This is a genomic window from Brachyspira pilosicoli (assembly GCF_008016535.1).
In the GTDB taxonomy this organism is placed as follows: Bacteria; Spirochaetota; Brachyspiria; order Brachyspirales; family Brachyspiraceae; genus Brachyspira; species Brachyspira pilosicoli_A.
In genome coordinates, this window is the sequence record NZ_SAXY01000050.1 from 45,178 (window position 1) to 70,757 (window position 25,580).

At 25.0% G+C, this 25,580-nt stretch carries 20 protein-coding genes and 2 pseudogenes; 4 read left to right on the forward strand and 18 right to left on the reverse strand.

Annotated features, from left to right (window positions below; all coding sequences use genetic code 11):
- Window positions 1–7: 7 nt before the first annotated feature.
- From EPJ72_RS08290 to EPJ72_RS08300, 3 genes are all read right to left on the reverse strand, one after another.
- A complete protein-coding gene (locus EPJ72_RS08290) occupies window positions 8–712 on the reverse strand; it encodes a hypothetical protein (protein ID WP_147731708.1) in 705 nt (234 codons plus the stop codon).
- Window positions 713–722: 10 nt separating this feature from the next.
- Window positions 723–1,799 carry a peptide chain release factor 1 gene (gene prfA, locus EPJ72_RS08295; RefSeq protein WP_147731709.1) on the reverse strand — a complete coding sequence of 359 codons (1,077 nt, stop codon included), beginning with the start codon at window positions 1,797–1,799 and terminating at the stop codon, window positions 723–725.
- A gap of 300 nt (window positions 1,800–2,099) precedes the next feature.
- The gene (locus tag EPJ72_RS08300; protein WP_147731710.1) at window positions 2,100–2,558 is read right to left on the reverse strand and encodes a bacteriohemerythrin; all 459 of its coding nucleotides are present in this window, start codon (window positions 2,556–2,558) and stop codon (window positions 2,100–2,102) included.
- Between the two features lie 292 nt (window positions 2,559–2,850).
- Between EPJ72_RS08300 and EPJ72_RS08305 the strand changes: the two genes are divergently transcribed.
- Window positions 2,851–4,158 carry an AAA family ATPase gene (locus EPJ72_RS08305; protein ID WP_147731711.1) on the forward strand — a complete coding sequence of 436 codons (1,308 nt, stop codon included), beginning with the start codon at window positions 2,851–2,853 and terminating at the stop codon, window positions 4,156–4,158.
- A 204-nt stretch (window positions 4,159–4,362) separates the two neighbouring features.
- Complete coding sequence (gene mcrC / locus EPJ72_RS08310) at window positions 4,363–5,445, forward strand: 5-methylcytosine-specific restriction endonuclease system specificity protein McrC (RefSeq protein ID WP_147731712.1); 1,083 nt, start codon at window positions 4,363–4,365, stop codon at window positions 5,443–5,445.
- Window positions 5,446–5,557: 112 nt separating this feature from the next.
- On the opposite strand, the gene eno is transcribed toward mcrC, so the two are convergent.
- The gene (gene eno / locus EPJ72_RS08315; RefSeq protein ID WP_147731713.1) at window positions 5,558–6,853 is read right to left on the reverse strand and encodes a phosphopyruvate hydratase; all 1,296 of its coding nucleotides are present in this window, start codon (window positions 6,851–6,853) and stop codon (window positions 5,558–5,560) included.
- A 177-nt stretch (window positions 6,854–7,030) separates the two neighbouring features.
- Here eno and EPJ72_RS08320 point away from each other — a divergent pair, with 177 nt between their 5' ends.
- A complete protein-coding gene (locus tag EPJ72_RS08320; protein WP_147731714.1) occupies window positions 7,031–7,966 on the forward strand; it encodes a DDE-type integrase/transposase/recombinase in 936 nt (311 codons plus the stop codon).
- Window positions 7,967–8,066: 100 nt separating this feature from the next.
- On the opposite strand, the gene EPJ72_RS08325 is transcribed toward EPJ72_RS08320, so the two are convergent.
- The 11 genes and pseudogenes from EPJ72_RS08325 to EPJ72_RS13770 all read right to left on the reverse strand — a co-directional run bounded on the left by EPJ72_RS08325 (window position 8,067) and on the right by EPJ72_RS13770 (window position 20,979).
- Complete coding sequence (locus EPJ72_RS08325; protein WP_147731715.1) at window positions 8,067–8,852, reverse strand: glycosyltransferase family 2 protein; 786 nt, start codon at window positions 8,850–8,852, stop codon at window positions 8,067–8,069.
- A gap of 16 nt (window positions 8,853–8,868) precedes the next feature.
- Window positions 8,869–9,690 carry a sugar phosphate isomerase/epimerase family protein gene (locus EPJ72_RS08330; RefSeq protein ID WP_147731716.1) on the reverse strand — a complete coding sequence of 274 codons (822 nt, stop codon included), beginning with the start codon at window positions 9,688–9,690 and terminating at the stop codon, window positions 8,869–8,871.
- Window positions 9,690–10,628: a hypothetical protein gene (locus EPJ72_RS08335; protein ID WP_147731717.1), complete on the reverse strand. Its 939-nt coding sequence runs from the start codon at window positions 10,626–10,628 to the stop codon at window positions 9,690–9,692. The genes EPJ72_RS08330 and EPJ72_RS08335 overlap by 1 nt, the downstream gene beginning before the upstream one ends.
- Window positions 10,625–11,743 carry a Gfo/Idh/MocA family protein gene (locus tag EPJ72_RS08340; protein WP_147731718.1) on the reverse strand — a complete coding sequence of 373 codons (1,119 nt, stop codon included), beginning with the start codon at window positions 11,741–11,743 and terminating at the stop codon, window positions 10,625–10,627. Before EPJ72_RS08340 ends, EPJ72_RS08335 begins: the two co-directional genes overlap by 4 nt.
- 13 nt (window positions 11,744–11,756) lie before the next feature.
- Window positions 11,757–12,551 (reverse strand): glycosyltransferase family 2 protein, encoded by a 795-nt coding sequence (locus tag EPJ72_RS08345; protein WP_147731719.1) that lies wholly within the window; start codon window positions 12,549–12,551, stop codon window positions 11,757–11,759.
- Between the two features lie 21 nt (window positions 12,552–12,572).
- Window positions 12,573–13,448 carry a dimethyl sulfoxide reductase anchor subunit gene (locus EPJ72_RS08350; RefSeq protein ID WP_147731720.1) on the reverse strand — a complete coding sequence of 292 codons (876 nt, stop codon included), beginning with the start codon at window positions 13,446–13,448 and terminating at the stop codon, window positions 12,573–12,575.
- Entirely contained in the window at window positions 13,445–14,566 is a 1,122-nt protein-coding gene (locus EPJ72_RS08355; RefSeq protein WP_147731721.1) for an FAD-dependent oxidoreductase, read from the reverse strand. The genes EPJ72_RS08350 and EPJ72_RS08355 overlap by 4 nt, the downstream gene beginning before the upstream one ends.
- 101 nt (window positions 14,567–14,667) lie before the next feature.
- Window positions 14,668–16,359: an SPASM domain-containing protein gene (locus EPJ72_RS13460; RefSeq protein ID WP_242004970.1), complete on the reverse strand. Its 1,692-nt coding sequence runs from the start codon at window positions 16,357–16,359 to the stop codon at window positions 14,668–14,670.
- 100 nt (window positions 16,360–16,459) lie between these two features.
- Entirely contained in the window at window positions 16,460–19,120 is a 2,661-nt protein-coding gene (locus EPJ72_RS08375; protein WP_147731722.1) for a hypothetical protein, read from the reverse strand.
- Between the two features lie 346 nt (window positions 19,121–19,466).
- Window positions 19,467–20,045 (reverse strand): DUF7657 domain-containing protein, encoded by a 579-nt coding sequence (locus EPJ72_RS08385; RefSeq protein WP_147731724.1) that lies wholly within the window; start codon window positions 20,043–20,045, stop codon window positions 19,467–19,469.
- Window positions 20,046–20,072: 27 nt separating this feature from the next.
- Window positions 20,073–20,979, reverse strand: a pseudogene (locus tag EPJ72_RS13770) (integrase core domain-containing protein).
- 182 nt (window positions 20,980–21,161) lie between these two features.
- Here EPJ72_RS13770 and EPJ72_RS08395 point away from each other — a divergent pair.
- A complete protein-coding gene (locus tag EPJ72_RS08395) occupies window positions 21,162–22,031 on the forward strand; it encodes a glycine--tRNA ligase subunit alpha (protein ID WP_147731725.1) in 870 nt (289 codons plus the stop codon).
- A gap of 437 nt (window positions 22,032–22,468) precedes the next feature.
- Here EPJ72_RS08395 and EPJ72_RS08400 read toward each other — a convergent pair whose 3' ends face one another.
- The 3 genes and pseudogenes from EPJ72_RS08400 to EPJ72_RS08410 form a co-directional block, all read right to left on the reverse strand.
- Complete coding sequence (locus EPJ72_RS08400) at window positions 22,469–23,533, reverse strand: Leu/Phe/Val dehydrogenase (RefSeq protein ID WP_147731726.1); 1,065 nt, start codon at window positions 23,531–23,533, stop codon at window positions 22,469–22,471.
- A gap of 206 nt (window positions 23,534–23,739) precedes the next feature.
- Window positions 23,740–25,083: an 8-oxoguanine deaminase gene (locus EPJ72_RS08405; protein WP_147731727.1), complete on the reverse strand. Its 1,344-nt coding sequence runs from the start codon at window positions 25,081–25,083 to the stop codon at window positions 23,740–23,742.
- A gap of 6 nt (window positions 25,084–25,089) precedes the next feature.
- Window positions 25,090–25,580, reverse strand: a pseudogene (locus tag EPJ72_RS08410) (integrase core domain-containing protein); the annotation flags it as partial.

Here is a 25,580-nt window from a genome sequence, read left to right on the forward strand (position 1 = left end):
AAGCACCTCATATATAATCTAAAATAGTTCTTGGGCTTCTTATAACCAAATTACATAAAGCACAAACATAAAAATCATCATGCTCAATATTTTCTACATCATCATACATATCATTAAAATCATAAACATCCATTTTCTCAAAAGAATTATTATTAATATCTATTATTTTTAAGATATTAGTAGAAGCACAATATGGACATCTATATACAAAATCTTTATTAATATTTCTAATGTTTATTTTTTTATATTTATTTTTAGCATATATTTTAAATCTATTATTAATATATCTATGCGGAAATATTTTTATATAATCATCTAATGATATTTTTTTTAATGGATAGGCTTCTATAGAATTAAATTCTTTTTTTGCTGTGCTAAATAGGTTGTTTAAAGTTATATTGTGTAAATTAAGCACATCTATAAACTTATCATTAGTAAGTTCATAATTGTTTAGAGTGGCGTATTCAGGATAATCGCTTATAACAATTTTTGATTCATATCTATTTTCTCTAAATAAACCAAACTCACCAAAACAATATTTATTATCTTTAGAGTAAGCAAAAAGTCCTGCTAAAGAAATTTCATTATGTTTATATGAATAATCACAATATAAAACATCGCTAAAACTTTTTATATAATTGATAGCAGTATCATCATCTTTTATATTATGTAATATTTTTTCGTCGCCAAGTATATTTTCTATGTATTTCATAATTTTTTTCTTAGTCTGAATAAGAAGCTAATAATTCCTCCTGCTCTTTTTTAAACAAAGCATCTGTAATTTCTGTTATTTCACCATCCATAAATCTATCTAATTTGTATAATGTAACATTAATTCTATGGTCTGTAACTCTGTTTTGTGGAAAATTATATGTTCTTATTCTCTCACTTCTGTCGCCTGAACCTATTTTATCTCTTCTCTCTTTAGCTTCTTTTGCCTTTCTTTCTGCTTCTTCCTTTTCATATATTCTTGCTCTTAATACTTTTAATGCTTTTGCTTTATTTTTGTGCTGGCTTTTTTCATCTTGACACTGCACCACTAAACCAGTAGGCAAATGAGTAATTCTAACAGCACTGTCTGTTGTATTAACTGATTGACCTCCCGGACCGCTTGAACGAAATATATCTACTCTTATATCTTCATCTCTTATTATTACATCGCTTTCTTCTGCTTCAGGCATAATTGCTACAGTTGAAGCTGATGTATGTATTCTGCCGCCTGATTCTGTGGCAGGTATTCTCTGAACTCTATGCGTACCGCTTTCAAATTTTAAAGTTCTATAAGCATTCTTTCCAGAAACAGAAAATATTACTTCTTTATATCCTCCAAGCTCCGTGGGGCTAGTATCTATTATCTCCATTTTGAAATTTGCTCTCTCTATAAAACGGCTATACATTCTAAACAAATCCCCTACAAATAAAGCAGATTCATCTCCTCCAGTACCAACCCTTATTTCTACTATTATGTTTTTACCGTCATTTTTGTCCTTTGGAAGAAGTAAAAGCCTTAAATCATTAATAATATTTTCTTTTTTTTGATTTAATTCTTCTATTTCAGCTAATGCCATATTTTTTAATTCTTTATCGGTGTCAGAATTATTGAGCATCTCATTTGCATCTTCTATCTCTTTTAATACTATTTTTAATCTTTTATATTCATTTACTATATCTTCTATTTCTGACTTTTTTTTCATTAAATCTTGTATTATTCTATTGTCTTTTATATTTGCATCATTTAATTTGTCTACTATATCATTATATGTATTTTCTACAGATGAAAGTTTATCTATCATTGACATAAAAATTATCATTCTCCTAAATATTGTTTTTTATTATATATGAATAAAGATATTTATCAACTATTATGTTTTTAATTAAATTAATTAATATATATTTTTTATCAAATAAAAAATCATTTCGATAGGTAAAAATATAAATAATAATATATATAGTTTATAAATTTATGCTGTATAAAACTCTTGCATTGCAAAACAATAAACATCTAATCAAAATTAACTCTGTAACTTTTAAAATGAAATTTTAAACTATAATATATTTGAAAACTTAAAAAATATTTAAATAAATATTACTATCAATAATTATCTATTATACTCTTCTCTAGCCATTCTTTCTAAAGTAGATTTTACCTCATTAATAAAAACTTTATCCTCAACTACAATATGATTAAATAGCCAATCTCTCAAAAACATAATAAGTTCTTTTATATCTATTGGCTTACCATCTTTATAATTATTTACCTCTTCTAAAACTTTATTAGTAAAATTTCTATGTTTTACCACATGAGCCTTAAATCCGCTATAATCTATAGCCTTCATTATAGCCTCCTCTGTAGAAAAGTGATAAACAACATAATCAATCATATCTTTAATAATACCATTCAACTCTTCTGCAACATCTTCTTTTGATATATATTTATTCATAACTAATAAATTTAATTTATTTAATATATTTACTAATTCCTTATGCTGGTCATCAACCCTTTTATAACCTGTATTAAACTTATTTTCCCATTTAATCTCTTGAATAGTATCTTCCATATAAATATCCTTCTTATATGATTCTAATTTAAATATAATCAAAATTTTTATTTTTTCTATATTTAAATTACAAAATAAATTATATAAAATACTAATAATATTTATTTATTCGGATATTTTTTGTATTAATTATATGTTTTTTATTATATTAACTTCTTTATCAATTCTAAATTAGGTTTCATAAAAGAAGTTAAATTAAAAAATATAAAAAAGAAATACATATTGTTTTATTATTTTCATAATAGTTTATAATAAAAATATAAAATAAATTATTATCCTTTTGGAGTAGCAAATGAAAGAAAGATTAAGTAATGAACAGTTAGAAGCAATATACGATATGATGGAAAAAATATATAATGTTCAAATTAAAAGGATAGAAGGTATAAATGAATGTTTAAAAATAGATAATGAAGGAGTTTATAGCTCTAGTTCATATGATTTATTATATGAAATGTACAAATGTATGAGAGATGGTAGAAAATTTACAAGAAATTTTAAGAATATTGTTATGAAATTTTTTATTGAAAAAATAGGAAAAACACATGGAATTGAAGAATCAAAAAAAGCACTGGTATCTACAAAACAATATATAGAATATGCTTATAAAGCAACCAAAAGTAAATCTAATGGCTTAGTAGAAATATGCAAAGAAATAATTAAAGAAAATAATATTAAAGACATATCTTTTGATGATTTATTTGAAGATGAAGAAACAGACGAAAAAGAAATTCAACAAACTAATGATAAATCTGATAACTCATACACAAAAAATGATTTTTTAAACGAAGTTTTTATATCCGAAGAAAAATATGATACTATTGTTAATCTATTAAATAGAAAAAAGAATATTATTTTTCAAGGCTCACCCGGAGTTGGAAAAACTTTTATGGCTAAAAAACTTGCTTATTCTATTATAGGCGAAGCTGATGACAGTAAAATAAAAATGGTACAGTTTCATGAAAGTTATTCTTATGAAGATTTTATTATAGGATATAAACCTACTGATAAAAACTTTGAATTAAAAAATGGGGTATTTTATGATTTTTGTATGAATGCTGCTTCAGATATGGATAATGATTATTTCTTTATAATAGATGAGATTAACAGAGGAAACATCTCTAAAATATTTGGAGAGCTTTTGATGCTTATAGAATCAGATAACAGAGATGCAGAAATTACACTCTCTTACAATGATGAAAGTTTTACAGTACCTAATAATTTATATATTATTGGTATGATGAACACTGCTGACAGAAGTATTGCTGTTATTGATTATGCATTACGAAGAAGATTTTGTTTTATAGATATTGAGCCTGCTTTTGAAAATGAGAAATTTAAAAACTATTTAAAAAATCAAAATATAGATGATAAACTTATAGATAAAATAATTGAAAAATTTACTGATTTGAATAATATTATAAAAAAAGACAGAACTCTCGGCAAAGGTTACACTATAGGACATAGTTATTTTTGTGATAAATTAGATGATAAAGAATACAAAAATATTATAGAATATGAAATAGCTCCTACATTAAGAGAATATTGGTTTGATAATGAGGAGAAAGCAAAAAAGGAAATAGAAAAATTATTGGATGTTTAGCAATTTATTATTTGTAGTGGCTTTGCCCCCCCAGTTCTTTTATTGGTATAAAAGAACCAAAAGAACTACATTTTTATTATATATAGAATATTTAAGCAATTTAATAATATTTTATATTAATAATGTGCACTTTTTGCAACTTTGACGAAGTCCGCACCGCGAAGGCGGGAAAAAGTTGAATGAAATAAAACTAATTTAATATAAATGAACAACAATATAAAAATACCTATTAAAAATATATACTACATGCTTTCTTATGCTTGGAATATTTGGAATATTATTGATGAAGATAATAAATATAATAATAAAAAAGAAATTTTTGGAGATGAAGAATTTGACAATATTTATAATGTTATGGCTTATATTCTAAATATGTTTTTAGATAAATTAATTAAAAGAGGTTTTTATAGAGGATATATAACTTTAGAAGAAGATTTATCAATATTAAAAGGAAAAATTAACTTTTCTAAATCTATAAAAAGAAATACTATTAATTATAAAAAATTAGTATGCAGTTATAATATTCTATCTAATGATATACTTTTTAACCAAATAATAAAATCTACTTTAAACAAACTTATCAATTACAAAAATATAGACAATGATATTCTTGAAAAATTAATTAAACTAAATCATTACTTTGTAAAAATAAAAAATATAAATGTTAATAACAGCACTTTCAAATCATTAAAATATAATAGGAATAATATACATTACAAAATTATAATTAATATTTGTAAATTTATAAATAAACATTTAATAGTTAATAAAAATAGTAATGAATATTCTTTTATTGATTTCAATGAAGAGAAAAGAATGCATATACTTTATGAGAAATTTGTTTTAAACTTTTATAAAATACATTTTAAAAATAATAAAAATATAAAAGTAAAAAATAAATCTATTAAATGGAAAATAAACAATAATGAATATATACCTATAATGAAAACTGATATTATGATTTATAATAGAGAAAAATGTCTTATAATAGATACCAAATTTTATAAAGATATTTTAATAAAAAACAATAATAAAGTTTCAATAAGAAGCTCCCATCTATACCAAATGTTTTCTTATATGAGTAATGTCAATGAAAAATTTAAAACTATAAAAGGGGTTTTGCTTTATCCATTATGCTCTGACAATATTAATAAAGAATATAAAATACAAGAGAGATATTTTGCAGTTAATACATTAGACTTAAACTCTGATTTTAATGAAATAAAAAATAAATTAATAAATATTGTTGATGCTTTTAATTTAAAAAAATATAATAAAGATATATAAATAAATTTTATTCTACGCGTAAGAATTATAAAATTAATAAACTAGAAAAAAAAGCTGGCAACAATAAATATAATTGCTACCAGCTCATTAATTATCGCTTTTTAAAGCTAAATTATTTTATAAAGTTATAGAAAGCTTTTTTACCTAAGTAAACTGCTCTGTCGCCTAATTCTTCTTCTATTCTCAATAACTGATTGTATTTAGCAATCCTATCACTTCTAGAAGCAGAACCTGTTTTAATTTGTCCAGCATTAGTAGCTACAACTATATCAGCAATAGTAGTATCCTCTGTTTCACCAGATCTGTGAGAAACTACTGCAGTATAGTTATGAGTTTTAGCAAGTTCAATAGAATCTAAAGTTTCAGTTAAAGAACCTATTTGATTAACTTTAATAAGAATAGAGTTAGCTACACCTTTATCTAATCCCATTTGAAGTCTTTTTACATTAGTAACAAACAAGTCATCACCAACTAATTGAACTTTTTTACCTAATTTTTCTGTTAATATTTTCCAACCATCCCAGTCATCTTCAGCAACACCATCTTCTATAGAGGTAATAGGATATTTATTGCATAAATCAACATAAAAATCAACCATTTCAGCAGGAGTTAATTCTCTGTTATCAGATTTTTTAAATACATATTTCTTTTTGTTTTTGTCATAGAATTCACTTGAAGCAGGGTCCATAGCAATCATTATATCATCACCAGGTTTATAACCAGCTTTTTCTATAGCTTGCATAATTACTTGAAGAGGCTCTTCATTATCTTTAAGAGTTGGGGCAAAACCGCCTTCATCACCAACAGTAGTGCTTAAACCTCTGTCATGAAGTATAGTTTTTAAGTTATGGAATACTTCAGCTACATAACGTATACCTTCTTTGAAAGTAGGAGCACCAACTGGCATAACCATATATTCTTGGAAATCTATTGGAGCTGATGAGTGTGCACCGCCATTCAAAATATTAGCCATAGGTACTGGTAAAGTTTTAGCATTAGTACCGCCGATGTATCTGTATAAAGGCATACCTAACTCTTCTGCAGCAGCTTTAGCAACAGCAAGTGATACACCAAGTATAGCATTAGCACCTAATTTTCCTTTGTTCTCAGTTCCATCAAGTTCTATCATAGTTCTGTCTATTTCAACTTGATCTAAAGCATCCATATCAATTAATTCATTGCAAATAATTTCATTAACATTCTCAACTGCTTTTTGAACGCCTTTACCTAAATATCTGCTTTTATCTCCATCTCTTAATTCTACTGCTTCATGTTCTCCTGTAGAAGCTCCAGATGGAACTGCTGCTCTACCCATAACACCGCTATCTAAATAAACATCTACCTCAACTGTAGGGTTTCCTCTTGAATCTAGTATCTCTCTGGCTACTATATCATCTATTAAAGACATATTATTAACTCCTTATAAATTATAATTGTATATATCATATAACATAATGTATAAATTTCAAGTTAAAAAATAATAATGAATGTTTAGGAGTATGAGATATTGGACATTTTTTAGTATAAAAAAAGCAGTATCCTTGTTATAATATTTTGATATAGAAAATAAATAAAGGATACTACTATGAAAAAAGATTATAGCACAGAATTTAAATTATTTATAGTGGATGAAGCATTAGAAACTAAAAATATTAAAAGATTTTTAAAGATAGAAGAAATACCCAAATCTGCTTTTTATGCTTGGCTTAAAAAATATAAAGACACTGGAACTGTCGCCAATTTTAGCACTAGACCAAAAACTTCCCCAAATATCTTTAATAACCAAAAAGCTATTAATTTAATTATTAAACTCTATACTAAAGAATATCGAGGTAAGCATTATATTAAAGCATATTTAAATCGTGAAGGCATTAAGATAGGTGTTACAGCTATAGAGAATGTACTAAAAAGAAATAATCTTTGGAGATATAAAACAAAAAAGAAAAAGAAGCGATATGATAAGCGTAAATTTGTCTCTAAAATACAAAAAGAAGGCAAAATAGTTCAAATAGACACTAAATATATCAAATTAGGCAGAAAAAGAGTTTATCAGTTCACTGCTGTAGATTTAGCTACTCGTTATAGTTGGAGAGAAATCTATGAAGATAAAACACCTTCTAGTGCTTTATCTTTCTTAAAATATGTCTTAAAAACTTCACCTTTTAAGATACAAGCTATACAAACGGACAATGGTATAGAATATACTTATCGCTGTATTAATACTCCTAAAATAAATATTTTTGATGAATACTGCTTAAAAAATAAATTAGAGAGGAGATATATTCCTATAGCAACACCAAGATACAATGGCGTAGTAGAAAGAGTACACGGCATAGACGAAAGAGAATTTTATTCACGATTAAATAAAAATATCACAGTAGAATTATTGAGAGAAAAATTAAAAGAATATACACATTTTTATAACAATCAAAGATTGATTTCTTCGTTAGGTTATATTACAATCAAAGAAAGAATCAAAAATATTATAGCAAGTAAAAGTACAATATCTATGGCTCCATGACAAAAAATAATAATGAATGTTATAATATCATTATTAAAGAAAATTATACTTAAATCTCCTATTCTTTGATATCACTTTCATAACAACTTCATTATTAAATCTATTTTTTCTTAATATTATAAAAACCAATATTTAATTTGAATAAAGTCTTTATAATATTGAAATTTCCAAAAAAAGTTATTTTCGTTGGTACCTTCGCATTTTTAGGATATATTCTTGATACAGGTATTTCACATACTTTATAATTTAATTTTGGTGCCATAACAGACATATAAAATAATAATTCATATCCAGAAAATATATTTCTAAATATATTTATATTTTCACCCAATAATAATTTTTTTGAAATACCTCTATATGCCGAAGTAGTATCAGTATATTTAAAACCTGACATAAAACTAATCCAAGGAGCATGTATTAATTTAACTGCAAAATACCTTGATAGAGGAGTATTCTTATGAATACCTCCTCTTATAAATCTTGATCCTTGTATAAAATCATATCCTTCTTCCAATTTTTTAATAAAATCTTTTATATATTCTACTCCATCTTTATTATTTCCATCAATTGTAATTACACCTTCATATCCTTGATTTAGAATATAATCAAATCCCATTCTAAATTGTGCTCCTTGTTTTCCTTCCCCTGTTTTTACAAGCAAAGTTCTTACATTTACACTTTTTAAAAAATCTATATTAGTAGAATCATCATTACTTCCGCCATCAAAAATGATAATATCAGCTATGTTTGCTATGTTATTATCTAACATAGATTTTAGTTCTTTTTTTATTTTTTCTCCTTCATTTAGTAAAGGAATGCCTACACAGTATTTATGTCTTTTATTGAAAAATTCTTCTATTTTGTAATCAGGTACTTCTCTGAACATATTACAATATTTCCTTTTACAATGATTTGATAAAATCAATTATACCATTTATAATATTAATATTTTCTATTTCATCATTATTGCTTACTACTGTTTCTATTGAATAATGAGCAACTTTAGAAGTTTTTAATTTGTATAAATATTCTATTATATTATTTTTATAATTTATATAATCATTTTTTAAATAAGGTATACTTATATGGCAATGAAAATTATAATCTAATAAATTTAATAAATTTACAGATTGTGATATATTCTCATTTTCTAAAATTATAGTACTTAAATCTAAATTTATTTTTATATTTTTTAAATTTATTTTATTTACAAATTCGAATGTATCTTTAGTATTGGTCAAAAAATTAGTTCCATATTCTTTTGAATTAGGTTCTATTCCAATTACAACATTGTATTTAACAGCTTCATCATTTAATTTTGTAAAAAATTTAAAAGCTATATCATAAGCTTCATTATATATCATATTTTCTGGTACAATTCTTAATTTTGGAGAACCAAATACTATATGTTTTATACCTAATATAGATGCTACTTCTATAGCTTTCAATGTATAATCATATAAATTTTTTCTTTCCATTTCAGAATTAAATAATGAACAATTATTTAATCCAAAATGTAAACTTTGCATAGATACAGCTTGTAATCCAAAATCCTCCCACTCTCTTTTTAATTTTATATAATTATTATAATTATCATATAGTCCCAAATTTGATATTTTAAATGGCAAGATTTCTATAAATTTTATTTCTTTTTTTGACAAGAATTTGTAAATATTTAATCTATTTTTAATATCCCATGCTAAAGAAGATATACACAATTTCATTATAAAACTCCATTTAATTTAAAAAATGATATTAAATCATCATATATATTTTTTTCGCTGTATAAATATTCATTATTATTTCCCCATTTATCAGCATATACACTTTTCATATTATAATTGTATAACTTTGCATTGTTTGAAATAAATTCTCTATTAAAAATTTTTTTCATAATATCTTTTGATGAAATTGGAGCAGAACATATATTAAGAACAGGAATATCATATTCTATAGATTTTAATATATCACTATACAAATTTTCTAAATTATAAAATTGAAAAGTACTCTCAGAATTAGTAAATTGTAAAGAAGTTTCATTAATATTAAATAATTCTTCTCTTATTTTATCTATGGCACAGTCTACAATTGCATTATTCTTATCAAATACATATCTATTTTTTTCTGAATCGAATTTATAATATTTTTTTGAAAAAACAATTTTATCTTTTATTGTTTCAAATTTACTTTCTGTAAAAAATGCTGGTTCAGGATTGATTATATCATATATGAAATTCTTTTTTAAATTTTTACCAAATAAAGCAGGTAATCTTATTATGTAAGAATTATTAAAAATATTGGCAAATTCATTTTCTGCTATTTTTCTATTTTTTCCATAATCAGAATCACTAATAAAATTATCATTGATTTCATCATATACAACAGGTTGCGGATATACTGCTATAGTAGATATTAAAACAGCTTTTTTGACTTTTACGGTACTTAATATATTTAGTAATTCTTTAATATTTGATAAATCCTTTTCAGGATTAGTATTAGCAAGCTGCATATCAGCTGGTATCGACGAACAAATTAATAAATCAAATTCATTATTTTTAATATCATTTATATTTTTTGAATTATATTTAAAATGAAAATCAGATTTCAATAATATATTGCTTCCTACAAAACCTGTATAACCTATTAAACAATTATTATTCATAATTTACTCCTGAATTTTTTTAAAATAAAAAAAGCCAATACATAAAAATGTATTGACTTTTTTAAATAATAATATATAATAAAAAATATTATTTCTGTTCTGTTCTGTTCTGTTCTGTTCTGTTCTGTTCTGTTCTGTTCTGTTCTGTTCTGTTCTGTTCTGTTCTGTTCTGTTATAATATTAACTAGTTTCATTTCTTCTAATATTTCATTATGCGGCATATCTTTGCATTCTATCATCCCATTATTTATAGATTTTACAACGGATTTTAATTGATATTCATATCCTCTAATACCATCATTTTTAGAATAACTATCTAATAATTTCCTTTCTTGTGAATAAACATATATATTTTGAGGATTATTAACATTTTCAATAATAATATAGCCTTTAGTACATGCTATAACCGCTTTACTGTCTGTCATTGAATTAATAGAATATAGTAAATTGGCGATAGTTCCATTATAATATTTTAATATTACAGAACTTTGCAAATCTATACCGTTATCATCTATAATAGATACAACATTAACATCTTTAAAATTATTTCCTAGAACTGATAAAGCTAAATTAATAGGATATATTCCAATTTCATATAAAGCACCTCCAGATAATTCTTTATTGAATAATCTATCCTTATTCGTAAGGATATATCCTAAATTTGCTTCTAACATTTTAGGTACACCAATAATGCCGCTATTTAGAAATTCTTCTATTTTATATCTTGATGGCATATATCTAGTCCATATAGCATCAGCTAATAAAAGTTTTTTATTTTTAGAAATATCAATTAATTCTTTCGCCTCTTGATAATTTGAAGTAAAAGTTTTTTCACATAATACATGTTTACCATATTCTAATGACATCTTTACATGTTTATAATGATAGGATACAGGTGTCGCTATATAAACTAGTTCTACATTATCATCTTCTAACATTTCTTTATATGAACCATAATTCTTTTTAAAATTATGATCTTTTGCAAACTTTTCTGCTTTATTTATATCCCTAGAAGCAACAGCATACTTTTCTAAACCTTCTATATTATCAATTGCTTTAGACATGGAATTAGATACATGCCCAGCACCTATAAAACCTATTCTTATATTATTCATTTTAATCCTCAAATTACTTCGGTTTATTAAATAAACTATTCAATATTTGTTTTAATAATTTAAAATTAGAACTAAATCCCTTTATTTTCGATGGAACTTCCCCAATAGGGTACTTTCTAATTGTTGGAACTTGAGTTATTTTATATCCAAGCTTTTTAGCATGCACTAGTGGAAAATAACCGTATTCATATTTAGAATATTCCTCTCTAAACCAATCTATCCTATCATCCATCATATATTTTCTTGAAAATGCTTTATATCCATTTGTAGGATCAGTATAGTGATATCCAGAACATAAACTTACTAAAGGTGATGCTATAAATTTAATTGCTAAATATCTTGATAATGGAGTATTTATTCCTTTACCTCCCATTGAAAATCTAGTAGCTTGTATTACATCATATCCTTCATCAAATTTCTTTATAAATTCATTAAGTGTATCTTCTATATTATCTTTATTATTTCCATCAAAAGTTATGATGCCATCATATCCTTCTTTTAATGCTTCATAATATCCTTGTTTTAGTTGAGTACCGTGTCCTTTTATATTACTTATATTAATTATTAAACCTTTACATCCGTAATTTTTCATTATTTCAGCATTAGAAGAATAATCACTGCTGCCGCCATCGCATATAAAAATATCTGATATGTTAAATATATTTTTACTTTTCATTTTATCTAATTGGTCTAAGATTTTTTGTCCTTCATTCAAAACCGGTATTACAGAAGCATATTTATTTCTTTTCTCAAAAAAAGATATATATGTATATCCTGGTATTCTTTTTTTTATTTCTTCAAAATTCATATTATTTTATCTCCTTTCATATCATAATTTTGAAACAGATTTTACTCTGAAATTCGGTTTATTATACAGTTCTTTTTGTATTACACTTAAATATCTTATAATAATACTAAATATGGCAAATATCATAGTAAAACTAAATGATAAAAACAAAAATGTTGTAGTCCAACCTTCAACAGGCTTATTAGATAAATATATAATTAAAGCATATATTCCTGTTACTATAGCAATTATAGCACTTAATAAAGATAATGATGCAGCAAAGTTTGAAGAAGCTTCTGAAAATAATAATAAATACACGCTTCTTGTTTGCTTTGACATATAATATTTTTTATCTCTTATATTGCATTCAAATTCATTGTAATTATATCCAATATCACGAATAATATATGATATAGGTGTTGTCTTGCTATTATCTTCTGTAATTGCATTTATAACTCTTCTAGTAACTAAAAATATTATATCATATACATTTTTTAATTTATGCTTTAAAAATATAGATATTAAACTAATGGTTAATTTGTCTTTTAATCTATAATATTTAGAAGTTAAAAAAGATGAGTCTATACCTTTTTTATTTGATTCATAAAGATTATCTAAATAATCTTCTAATTTATTAATTGATAAATCTTTAATTACAAAAACTATATCTCCTTTTGAAAATTCTAATCCTGCTCTTATAGAATTATTTTCATCTATATTATTACCTAAATTTAAACATAATACATTATTAGAAATGGGAGATAAATATTCTTTAATATCTTTTACATTAGAATCATTTATCAAAATAATTATCTCACTATATTCAAATTTATTTAGTATATAATTTTCCAATCTTTGATAATTTTCTTTATTATCTATTTTCGTTATTATAAAACTTGCATAGTTTTTATCTTTCATAGCAGTACCTCATTTAATTCATATATAGTATTTAATTTTCCTCCAAGAATACTAACTAATTTTGGATTTTTATTATTCTCTGTAATGATAACTGGTCTTGAATCAGATGTTGAAGAAGACTGCATTAAAGCTTTTATAGCAAAAATACTTTCTCTAAATTCTGGCAAAAATTCTGATTTCAAATATTTTTTAGCAAGCTGGAACATATGCATCCAAGCTGTTTCCGGTCTTGCTTTGCAGTAATTACAATTATCTAAGAACATTCCGCTGCAAATTTCTGATTTTTTTTGACATGTAAAAGTTGGTAATTCTTGAAAACAATTTTGATGCGGAGTATACCTTACTGCTGATAATGAATACATACCATGACTATCAAAAGGCATTATAGAAAAAAACGGACCATCCATTAATGTAATACCAAAACCTTTTAAGCTTTCAGAGGCACTACACAAAACCATCTCTGCTAATTCAAACTTCATAGATAATGTATTTAAATTAAATATTTTTAATATACTGTTTAAAGATGCGTAAGAAGTATTAATAACAAAATTAGTTTTTATTATTTTAGAAGAATTTAATGTTAACAACCATAAATTATTATCAATAATTACATTTTTTACATAATCATTATAAAGAATAGTAATATTTGATTTTTCTTTCAATTTTTCTAAATAATAATATTTTATTTTAAGAGTATCTATTGTATATTCTTTAGTTTTATAGCATGCATCTACAGTATTTTTATTAAAAAATATATTTTCATTTATTCTTTCATAAGGTATATTAGCATTATCACAAAAATATTCAAAATTATCAGGGGTTGCCATACCAAATTTTGATGACACAGCATAAATTTTGGTATAATCTGAAACTATTGAAAATGGAAAGTCTTTAATAAATCTATCAAAATAATGAGAACATTTTATAGCTGTATGTAATGATCTAGGATAATGATAACCACTATGAAGTCTTGCCTGATTAACATATGAGGCTCTTGAAAAAGCTTCTTTATCTTTTTCTATTATTAAAATTTTGGTATTTTTATATTTATTAGATAAAATATCAGCTGAATAAAGTCCATAAATGCCAGCACCTATTATTACATAGTCATATATCATTAATACTCCTAAAAATTAGTTAAATACAAAAAACCTATGCTGCAATCTGCAGCATAGGTTGTAATTTTTTATATTTTGAATTATTATAAATACATATGTAATCAGTACATATTATTCTTGGTCTGGTCTGGTCTGGTCTGGTCTGGTCTGGTCTTACTGTAAGCTAAATTAAAAATTTCTTTTAAAAGTTTGAAGTTAGACGAGAACCCTTTAATTTTAGATGGGATTTCATTTTTTGGATAAACTCTTATAGTGGGTACTTGACAAGCTTTATAACCTAATTTCTTAACATGAACTAATGGATAATAACAATATTCATAAGTATTAAAATCTTCTCTAAACCAATCCATTCTATCATCTAAGATATATTTTCTTGAAAACCCCTTATAACCATTACAAACATCATCATAATGAAAATGAGAAGTAAAACTAATTAATGGAGAAGCTATAAATCTAATTCCTATAAATCTTCCAATAGGAGTATTTTTATGTTGACCACCTAAAGAAAATCTTGTAGCTTGAACAACATCATAACCCTCTTCTAATTTTTCTATAAATAATGGCAAACTTTCATAAACATTATCTTTATCATTACCATCAACCATAATTACTCCATCATATCCATCTTTAATAGCTTCATAAAAACCTTGCTTTAATTGTACGCCCTGACCTCTTTTATCACTTGTATTTATTATAAGACCTCTGCATCCATATTCTTTCATAAAGTCTGGATTAGATGAACTATCTTTACTTCCTCCGTCACATATATAAACATCACAAATACTAAATATATTTCCTTCTTTCATTTTATTCATTTGAGAAATAAATCTTTCACCTTCATTAATAACTGGTATTAACAATGCATATTTATTTTTCTTTTCAAAAAATAAATTTTTACTGTATATAGGAATTTGAGAATATATTTTTTCCAAATAGTTAATAGGCAACTCACTTTCTCTCTCTAAACAAACTTTACAAATAGGTAATTCTGCTATATTGTATTTTAATAATTTATTTCTTAAATCCTTATAAGAATCCCATATTTCTAATATGCTTTTTTTCATAATATTACCCATAACGTACTTTCTAAAATAATCCTGACAGCATAATACAATATCTCCATTTATTGTTATATTTAGATTTTTTATATCTTGACACGTCTTATATGTAGTTTTTCTTTCTTCATTACTCACATCTACTGCCCCGCCTCTATTATTTAAATATAATTCATTTGAAGTCTGAAGCTTCATTTTACCTTTTAAATATTCTTTTACAGGTTTCAATCTTTCTAAATTTCTATTTGGATTTTTATCATGTACGGTTATAATGAATTTATCCATTCCACACTCAACTAATTCTTTTGCTTTTTCTACATTCAAAATATCCCAATTACTAACTAAAACTTGTACACATTTTGGTAAATTATTATTTACATATTTTACAAATTCTGGTAATCTATCATCAAATAAAGGTTCATTAAAGAAATTATATTGGAACAAGCCTGTAAATTTTATTTTTTTTAATTCTTCTACTACATGTTTAAATACTTCCCAAGTCATAAATTCTTTTGGGGTTTCATACTCATTATTTGGACAATAATGACATTTTCTATTACAATATGTAGATATTTCAACACATACACCATGAAAAAAATATTTATCTTTATATTTCAATTGATTCACTATTTCAGAATATCTCTTATAACCGTCATAAGATATTTTTCTATATAAATCAGGATTTATTTTTTCTATATTAGATAGTATAGTGTCAGCAACTAGTTTTATTTTTTTCATAAATTATTCCCTTCCGTAAATTTATTTTTAAAAAATAATGTGTATTAAATAATGTATTCATTTTTAATTTTACAATTACAAATCTCCTAATTAAAAAATATTATTTATTATTTTTAAATTTTAAAATAGAAGTAAAGTTATTAACAAAATACATTTTTATTTTTGTTAATATTCCAAAATCGTAAATATATATAACAAATAATATAGTAGATATAATACTCAATACCATAACAGGATGCATATATCTATAAACAGTAGCTGGTGTAAATAAGCATGTTATTATAGTTGTAGAAAGAGCTGAAAAAGATGTAGAAAAAGAAAATAATAATACATCATTTCTAAAGTTAGGTCTTAATAACCATAATAATCCTGTAATAAAAAATAATATTGTTGAGAAAAATACAAAATAAAAAGGTTTTATTGGTATCAAAATATATTTTACTATAAAATCAAATATATTTTTTTTAATTTTAGAAAATTGTATAGCACTATTATTATAAACAAAATTATATATTAAAGTTCTATCTTTTATCATATAAAATCCATCTAACTGCTTTATATAAGAATTATACTTATTTATATAATTTATGATAATATCTTCATGTGTAATCATCTCTTTAGAGTAATAAAATAAAAATTTAATGTAATATATAGGGTGCTTTAATATAGTTTTAAATAAGATATTTTTGAGTATTTTACTATCTTTTACAAGAGTTTCTGTAGAAAAATACCATCCATTTCTATATAACCATCCTGTAGATTCTACTTCTTTATACCCTTTAACTAAATCATCAAAATTTTTACCATCAGAGTATGCATCCGCTGGTATTAAAGAACTATCATTTGCCATTACTGAAGTACAAGCAATATGTAAAGAAAGTAATTGTACTATTTGCCCTGTAGCAGAATACTTTATATAAGTTCTTGGGAAAAAATAAAAAATTGACATTAATATAATAGCATTAATTAACATTATAGAAATAAAATAAATTATATACTTTTTTGTCATAATTATATTTTTTTCTTTTATAAAATCATATGTAAACCATATTAGTATAGGATAAACAGTTACTATCATAGTATGTCTATGCAACATTCCTATAATTAAAAATACTAAAGATAGAAATTTTAATATATTTTTTAAGAATTTATCTTCAATTTTTATTATTATGATGGAAAAAACTATTGAACACGATAACCAAGTATATAAAGTTGCCATATAATCTTTAACATATATTATATTATTCATATATATTAGTCTGATAAAAGTTATAAATAATAGTAATAATATAACAAGTTTATTTTTATATTTTATATATAGGGAGACTACTATCAAAAACATTCCGCTATACCACAAAAAAATATTTATTATGAATAAAGTTCCCATTGTTAGACCTATTTTATTTATAACATATATACTTAATTCTATAAATACAGGGTGCCAATTATTAGAAAGATTATATAAAGATCTTATAATAGAATGCCATGTATCATAATCATCATACCATCCTGGATAAAATAACCAACATTGGAATACAAAAAGAAATATAGATACAATCTCAATTATATTAATAAAAGAATAGTCTTCATATATTAAAGTATTTTTATATTTCCAATATTCATTTAAAATGTATAAAAATATTATTAATAATAATATTATAAAAAATATAGCTGTATAATAGAATGTATCAAATTTTATTAAAAGATAATATTTAATATTTTCTATTTTATCATGATATTTTAATTGTTTAGTAGAAATTAGACTGCCAAAAGGTGTTCCATATAAATCATTCATTTCAGCAGATTTAATATATTCTCCGAAAGTATGAATATATGGATAAATACCATATATATCACTATTTTTAAATATTTTAGAATAGCATTTAATTTTAAAACCATAGCTATAATTTGTTATATTTTCATTAGTAAATATATAATGAGTTAAAGCATCATTATCTAATATACTATCTGTAGTGAAAAGTTTTTTTGTATTATCTATATCAAATCCGTTTATTTCTAAAGTTTTATCAATATGATAATCATCAAATACAAACTCTGATAAATATCCAATCCTATCCTTTTTTCCTAAAATACCAAGTATAACTGTTAGCAAAACTATAATCAAAAGTATAATACTATATATTTGAATAATTTTTTTGATGTTTATTTTATTTTTTATATTTAATATATTACTTCTTTTAATTAAATTAAATATACTATTTCTATAATAAATACATAAAGCTATAAAAAATAATAAATATGTTATTATTACTATTTTACTCTTAATTTTTAAGTTATATTCTACATTATCAATTTTTTCTGAATCAGTAATTTTTTTAGCAGAAATCAAGCTTCCAAAAGGAGTTCCTTTATCATCATTCATTTTTATTTCTTTAATGAAATTATTATCTTGAAGGATTTTATTAGTGTCTATATAAACTCCGTAAATATCACTGTTTTTAAATATTTTGCTGTAGTATTTTATTCTAAATCCATAAATATAATTTGTGATAGCTTCATTTGTAAATATAAATTCTTTTATAGATTCCTCATCCAGTTTCAGTTTCCCATCTAATTTAAAATTAATATTTGATAATCCATTTAGTTTAAGTGTATTATTTATATAGTATTCATCAAATTTAAATTCTGTTAAATATCCTATTCTATTTTTATTTCCCAATATATTTAAAATTATTAAAGTGATTATAAATATTATTAATAATGATAAATATATTTTAAAAAATAATTTATTATTTTTCATAAAGTATCCCACAAAATACAATGATTGTATTTAAATTGTTTAAATTTTTTTTTGCAATAAAGACAGAATTCTATTGAGAAATACTTGTTTGTTTGTTTGTTTGTTTGTTTGTTTGTTTGTTTGTTTGTTTGTTTGTTTGTTTGTTTGTTTGTTTGTTTGTTTGTTTGTTTGTTTGTTTGTTTGTTTGTTTGTTTGTTTGTTTGTTTGTTTGTTTTCATATATATGCCCATCATTTTATAATATTGTACCATAAAAACAACTATTGTCAATCATAAAACAACAAAAATGGGCAAGAAACTAATATAAAGCTTCTCACCCACAAAACAATTATAAAAGAAATATTTTATTAATAAACACCATTATAAGCATCTAAATAAATTTGTTTTAATTCTTTCATAAGAGGGTACACTGGGTTAGCACCAGTACACTGATCATTGAATGCCTGTTCTACTATATCATCAAGCTTAGCCATAACGGGAAGTCCATAAACCATATATACATCCGTTTTATCACCTCTTATAGTATCACTAAAATATGGAAATTTACCTGTATGATTCTCATATTGTGAAAGCATAAAAGGTGTTAATACTTTCCATTCATCACTCCTTATTCCTCTTGATTCACCAAAAATTACTCCAGATTCTGTATTTAACCAATTAGAATATATACCCATAGATGAACCGCTTATTTCAAATATTATGCATAATATAAAAACTATAGCTGCTATGGCAAATCTGTATCTATTAATATAATTTATAATATATAAAAATTTTTCTTTATGATATATATTGAATAGTATCAAATAATAAATAACAAAAATTAAAACTGCAATTATTACAAATAAATATATTATGTCTTTTTTGATTTTCAAAATATAGTTGACATTATCTATCTTTTCAAAATCTATAATTTTATCTGAAACCAAATTGCACGGGTGCCAAACATATTGCAGTTAGGAATTCCTTAATTTATTAAAGTATAGCATAGGTGTATCATAATTTAAAGCAGAATGTATTCGTTTATAATTGAAAAAATAATTATATTTTTGTATGTTTTTATTTGCTTTCTTTAAGGTTAATTCTTGTGTACAAAAGTCATAGAATTCTTTTTGGTCTAGCCTATGTGTACTCTCTACTACGCCATTATACCAAGGTGATGCAATTGGACTATAAACCCTTTTAATATAGTTTTTCTTACAAAATATATCTAATGGGTGTTCAGTATTAAATGAATGTTTTCGATAAGTAAATTCTGTACCATTGTCTGTTTGAATACAATGTACTCTAAAAGGAAAATAATCTATAAGTCGTTTCATAAAATCAATGGTACTGTATGGACTTTTTTCATCGTATAAATATCTAAAGCTCATTCTTGTTGCTAAATCTACAGCAGTAAACTGATAATAACGTATTTCACCAAAAAAAGCATATTTGACATCTATTTGTACATTTTCTCCTGCTTCCTTGATATAAATTGCATGTTTTCCTTTATGCTTCCTCTTAATTTTTTTTCTTTTTGCTCCTATACAAATTATGTTCTTTTAGAACAGTTTCTATTGCTGTTGTTCCTACTTTAATGTCTTCTAACTCTAATTGTTTTTTTATTTTTAATTTACCATAACCGTATAATTTTCTTATCTCAATTATTCTTTTAATAATCTTTTTATCTTTCAATTTATTTTTATTAGTTTTAGGTTTAGTAGATTTAGGGTTTATAATAGAACAAATTTCTAATTGTCTTTTCCAATAATAATATGTTCTAATACTAATCTTATATTTTAAAGCTAATATTTCTTTATTCTTAACTTTATTAATTTTTAGAACTATCTTTTTTCTTTGATTTGAAGTATATTCTTTCATAGGTATTCCTTTTGTTTTATTTTAGTTAATTAAATTATAAGGAATACCTACTTTTTTAAACTAAAAAAACGTGCAATATGTATGGCTCCTAAACATTGATTTTTTAATAAATTTATAGCAATTAAATTATATCTATTATACAATAGAAGAAAAATATAATATCAATCGGAGAAAACTCAAAAATGACATTTAGTGATTTAATAATGACTTTAAATAAATTCTGGAGCGAAAACGGATGTATAATACAGCAAGGCTATGACTTGGAAGTAGGAGCAGGAACATTTAACCCCGCAACAGCATTAAGAGCATTAGGACCTGAACCTTTTAGTGTTGCATATGTTGAGCCTTCAAGAAGACCAACAGACGGAAGATATGGAGAAAACCCAAACAGACTCCAGCATTATTATCAATACCAAGTAATAATGAAGCCATCTCCAGAAAATATTCAAGATTTATATATACAAAGTTTGGAAGCATTAGGAATAAGTTTTAAAGACCATGACATAAGATTTGTACATGATGACTGGGAATCACCTACACTCGGAGCTTGGGGACTTGGCTGGGAAGTTTGGCTTGACGGTATGGAAATAACTCAGTTTACATATTTCCAAGCTGTTGGAGGAATAAATTTAAAGCCTATAACAGGTGAAATTACTTACGGACTTGAAAGAATATGTATGTACTTACAAAATGTTGATAATGTGTATGATTTGGAATGGGGACATGGAATAAAATACGGAGATGTACATTTACAAAGTGAAAGAGAATTCTCTAAATATAATTTTGAAGTAGCTGACACTGATATGTATTTTAGGCATTTCAAAGAATATGAAGAAGAATGCGATAGATGTTTAGCTAATGGATGTGTTCTTCCTGCTTATGATATGGTAATGAAAAGCTCGCATGTATTTAATATGCTTGATGCGAGAAATGCTATAAGTGTAACAGAGAGGGCTGGATATATTGCAAGAGTAAGAGACTTAATGAAAAAGGTATCTGCAGCTTATATAGAATCAAGAGAGAAAATGGGCTACCCATTAATAAAAAAATAAAAAACAACAATATATAAAAATAAAGCGGACTTATTTCCTAAGCCCGCTTTTTTATAAATAAATTATTTTTGTATATCCAAACAACTATACTATCTAGTATGAATTTTTATTTTATTCAACTTTTTCCCGCCGCAAAAAGTTGCAAAAAAAATGCAAATTTTTTACTTTATATGTTGGAATATCTATAGATGCAAAACAATACTTGTATTTTATCTAAAAATGCAGTCATTTTGGTTCTTTTATACCAATAAAAAATCTTATATCCTTCGGATACGCTTCACGAAGAGCTACATTTTATTTAATACATTATTAACAGCATATAAACAAAGTATTTGCACTTTCGCGAAGCGTACACGAAGGGCAAAAACTTTTTGCTTCGGGAAAAGCTGCATAAAGCAAAAAATTTATATTGCAAAATATGTTCACTTAATTATATTCTATTTTCTTATGTATCTTGAATGTATTTCGCCTATTGATTCTATCCTCTCCATAGCTAATTTATCTGCTGCTTCATTAGTGGAAATATTTTCTCTGTCAGACATTTCAAAAATCTCTAATATTCTATTATATATTTTCTCTGTAGCACTCTTTGCAGCTTCATAATTATAAACAGGGTTTTCCATAGCTACGTTTATAACGCCTCCTGCATTAGCTACATAGTCAGGAGCATATACTATTCCTTTTTCTTTTAAAATCTTTCCATGATGAGATTCTTTAAGAACATTATTAGCAGAACCAGCTATAACCTTACATTTTAATTTTGGTATAGTTTCATCATTAATAATAGCACCAAGTCCGCAAGGAGCAAATATATCAACATCTTGTTCATATATAGCATTAACATCAACTTCTTTAGCCTTATAAAGTTCAACAACTTTTCTTACTTTATCGCTGTCAATATCAGATACTATTAGCTCAGCATTATCCTTAGACAAATAATCGCATAAAACCAACCCCACATGTCCAAGCCCTTGAACAGATATTTTTTTACCTCCTAAATTATCGCTTCCAAATGCTTTAAAAGCACTAGCTTTCATAGCCATATAAACACCATAAGCTGTCATAGGTGAAGGGTCTCCTGATTTGCTCCTAAGTCCTGCTACAAAATTAGTTTCCTTAGCTACAAATTCCATCTCTTCCGTGCTTGTGTTTACATCTTCAGCAGTAATATATCTTCCGTTTAAAGATTCAATAAATCTTCCATATGACCTCCAGAAAAGTTCATTACCCTTAACTTTTTTAGGGTCTGCTATTATTACTGTTTTACCGCCTCCCAAATCAAGTCCAGCACATGCCGATTTTAAAGACATACCTCTTGCAAGTCTTAAAACATCTTCTACAGCCTCACTCTCTGACTTATAATTCCAAAGCCTAGTACCTCCTAAAGAAGGACCTAATTTCGTAGAGTGAATACATGTGATAGATTTAAGACCTGTTTTACTATCATTGAAAAATACTAGCTCTTCATAATTATATTTTTCCATGTAATTAAAAATTTCCATAGCTTGTATGTCTCCTTATATAAAATTATCATATGTATTCAAGTATAGTAAGGCTTTAAGCATTGTCAAGATTTTTTGATAATAATTATATTTTTTATAAGCTTTAATTTATTTTTTTTAATAATAATTTTTATATGCAATAATTTTAAAATTAATATAAAAAATAATATTACATATACTATCTATTTTATTAAACAAAAACTAATTTATACTTTTGACAAATATTTATTTTCTGTCTCATCTGCAAGTTTGTACATTTTCTCTTCATCTATGCTAATTAACTTTCCTTTCTCAACAACAACTTTTCCATTCACTATAGTATAATCAACACTTCCTTTCCACCCTATAGTACCAAATAAAGATTTAGCATCAAAGTTAGCTCCAACCATCTCTAATCTTCTCATATCTATCATAAATAAATCAGCAGCCTTTCCAACTTCTAAACTTCCTATATCATCACGTCCTAAAACTTTAGCTCCTCCATTAGTAGCAATTTTTAATATATCATAAGCACTAGGAGCTTTATCACTTGAGTTAAGTCTATGAAGTAAATAGCATACTCTCATCTCTTCAAGTAAACTAGAGCCATCATTACTAGCACTTCCATCAACTGCAAGTCCAACAGGCACGTCTAACTTAAGCATTTCAGGTATTTTGCACACCCCAGAACTTAACTTCATATTTGATATAGGGCAATGTGCAACACCTGTTTTTGTATCAGCTAAATATTTTAACTCTTTATCATTAAAATGTATTCCATGTGCATACCATACATCTTCACCAACCCAGCCCAATGTTTCCATATATTCCAAAGGACGCATATTAAACTTTTCTCTTACAAATACTTCTTCATCTTTAGTTTCGCATAGATGTGTATGAAGTCTCACTTTCAAATCTCTTGCCAAAACAGCAGACTGTTTCATTAACTCTCCTGTTACATTAAAAGGAGCACAAGGAGCTAATGCTACCATACTCATAGAATATTTTGAAGAATCATGATATTTTTTAACTACTCTCTCACAATCTTTTAAAATTTCATCTAATGATTGAACAACAGAATCTGGAGGAAGTCCGCCATCTTTTTTGCTTAAATCCATACTTCCTCTCGAAGCATACATTCTTATTCCTAAATCTTTAGCAGCCCTAAACTGTGAATCTAATAGCATTTCTGAGTTTTTTTGCGGAAATAAATAATGATGGTCAAAACAAGTAGTACAGCCTGTTTTTAACAACTCCCCCATTGCTGTAATAGAGCTATAGTAAACAACATCATGATTTAAATTCTTCCATATTTCATAAAGATTAGTAAGCCATTCAAATAATTCCATATTCTGTACTTGCGGAAGGTTTCTTGTGAATATTTGAAATAAATGATGATGAGTATTTATAAGCCCAGGGTATACAAAACAGCCTAAAGCGTCAATTGTTTTATCCGCATTTTTTTCTTCTTTGCCAATATAGGTTATAACTCCATTTTCTATTAAAATATTACTATTATTATGAACTCTATCATTATTATCACATGTAACTATTGAAGAAGCATTTTTTATAAATTGTCATGGAGCCATAGATATTGTACTTTTACTTGCTATAATATTTTTGATTCTTTCTTTGATTGTAATATACAATAACGAAGAAATCAATCTTTGATTGTTATAAAAATGTGTATATTCTTTTAATTTTTCTCTCAATAATTCTACTGTGATATTTTTATTTAATCGTGAATAAAATTCTCTTTCGTCTATGCCGTGTACTCTTTCTACTACGCCATTGTATCTTGGTGTTGCTATAGGAATATATCTCCTCTCTAATTTATTTTTTAAGCAGTATTCATCAAAAATATTTATTTTAGGAGTATTAATACAGCGATAAGTATATTCTATACCATTGTCCGTTTGTATAGCCTGTATCTTAAAAGGTGAAGTTTTTAAGACATATTTTAAGAAAGATAAAGCACTATAAGGTGTTTTATCCTCATAGATTTGCCTCCAACTATAGCGTGTAGCTAAATCTACTGCAGTGAATTGATAAACTGTTTTTCTGCCTA

Excerpts from the sequence above, each read along its gene's own strand:
- EPJ72_RS08345 (WP_147731719.1), bottom strand. The coding sequence starts at position 12,551 with ATGAATTTTGAAGAAATAAAAAAAAGAATACCAGGATATACATATATA.
- eno (WP_147731713.1), bottom strand. The coding sequence starts at position 6,853 with ATGTCTTTAATAGATGATATAGTAGCCAGAGAGATACTAGATTCAAGA.
- EPJ72_RS08330 (WP_147731716.1), bottom strand. The coding sequence starts at position 9,690 with ATGAAATTGTGTATATCTTCTTTAGCATGGGATATTAAAAATAGATTA.
- EPJ72_RS08305 (WP_147731711.1), top strand. The coding sequence starts at position 2,851 with ATGAAAGAAAGATTAAGTAATGAACAGTTAGAAGCAATATACGATATG.
- EPJ72_RS13460 (WP_242004970.1), bottom strand. The coding sequence starts at position 16,359 with ATGAAAAAAATAAAACTAGTTGCTGACACTATACTATCTAATATAGAA.
- EPJ72_RS08375 (WP_147731722.1), bottom strand. The coding sequence starts at position 19,120 with ATGAAAAATAATAAATTATTTTTTAAAATATATTTATCATTATTAATA.
- prfA (WP_147731709.1), bottom strand. The coding sequence starts at position 1,799 with ATGTCAATGATAGATAAACTTTCATCTGTAGAAAATACATATAATGAT.
- EPJ72_RS08355 (WP_147731721.1), bottom strand. The coding sequence starts at position 14,566 with ATGATATATGACTATGTAATAATAGGTGCTGGCATTTATGGACTTTAT.
- EPJ72_RS08290 (WP_147731708.1), bottom strand. The coding sequence starts at position 712 with ATGAAATACATAGAAAATATACTTGGCGACGAAAAAATATTACATAAT.
- EPJ72_RS08325 (WP_147731715.1), bottom strand. The coding sequence starts at position 8,852 with ATGTTCAGAGAAGTACCTGATTACAAAATAGAAGAATTTTTCAATAAA.
- EPJ72_RS08300 (WP_147731710.1), bottom strand. The coding sequence starts at position 2,558 with ATGGAAGATACTATTCAAGAGATTAAATGGGAAAATAAGTTTAATACA.
- EPJ72_RS08320 (WP_147731714.1), top strand. The coding sequence starts at position 7,031 with ATGAAAAAAGATTATAGCACAGAATTTAAATTATTTATAGTGGATGAA.
- EPJ72_RS08400 (WP_147731726.1), bottom strand. The coding sequence starts at position 23,533 with ATGGAAATTTTTAATTACATGGAAAAATATAATTATGAAGAGCTAGTA.
- mcrC (WP_147731712.1), top strand. The coding sequence starts at position 4,363 with ATGAACAACAATATAAAAATACCTATTAAAAATATATACTACATGCTT.
- EPJ72_RS08350 (WP_147731720.1), bottom strand. The coding sequence starts at position 13,448 with ATGAAAGATAAAAACTATGCAAGTTTTATAATAACGAAAATAGATAAT.
- EPJ72_RS08395 (WP_147731725.1), top strand. The coding sequence starts at position 21,162 with ATGACATTTAGTGATTTAATAATGACTTTAAATAAATTCTGGAGCGAA.
- EPJ72_RS08340 (WP_147731718.1), bottom strand. The coding sequence starts at position 11,743 with ATGAATAATATAAGAATAGGTTTTATAGGTGCTGGGCATGTATCTAAT.
- EPJ72_RS08335 (WP_147731717.1), bottom strand. The coding sequence starts at position 10,628 with ATGAATAATAATTGTTTAATAGGTTATACAGGTTTTGTAGGAAGCAAT.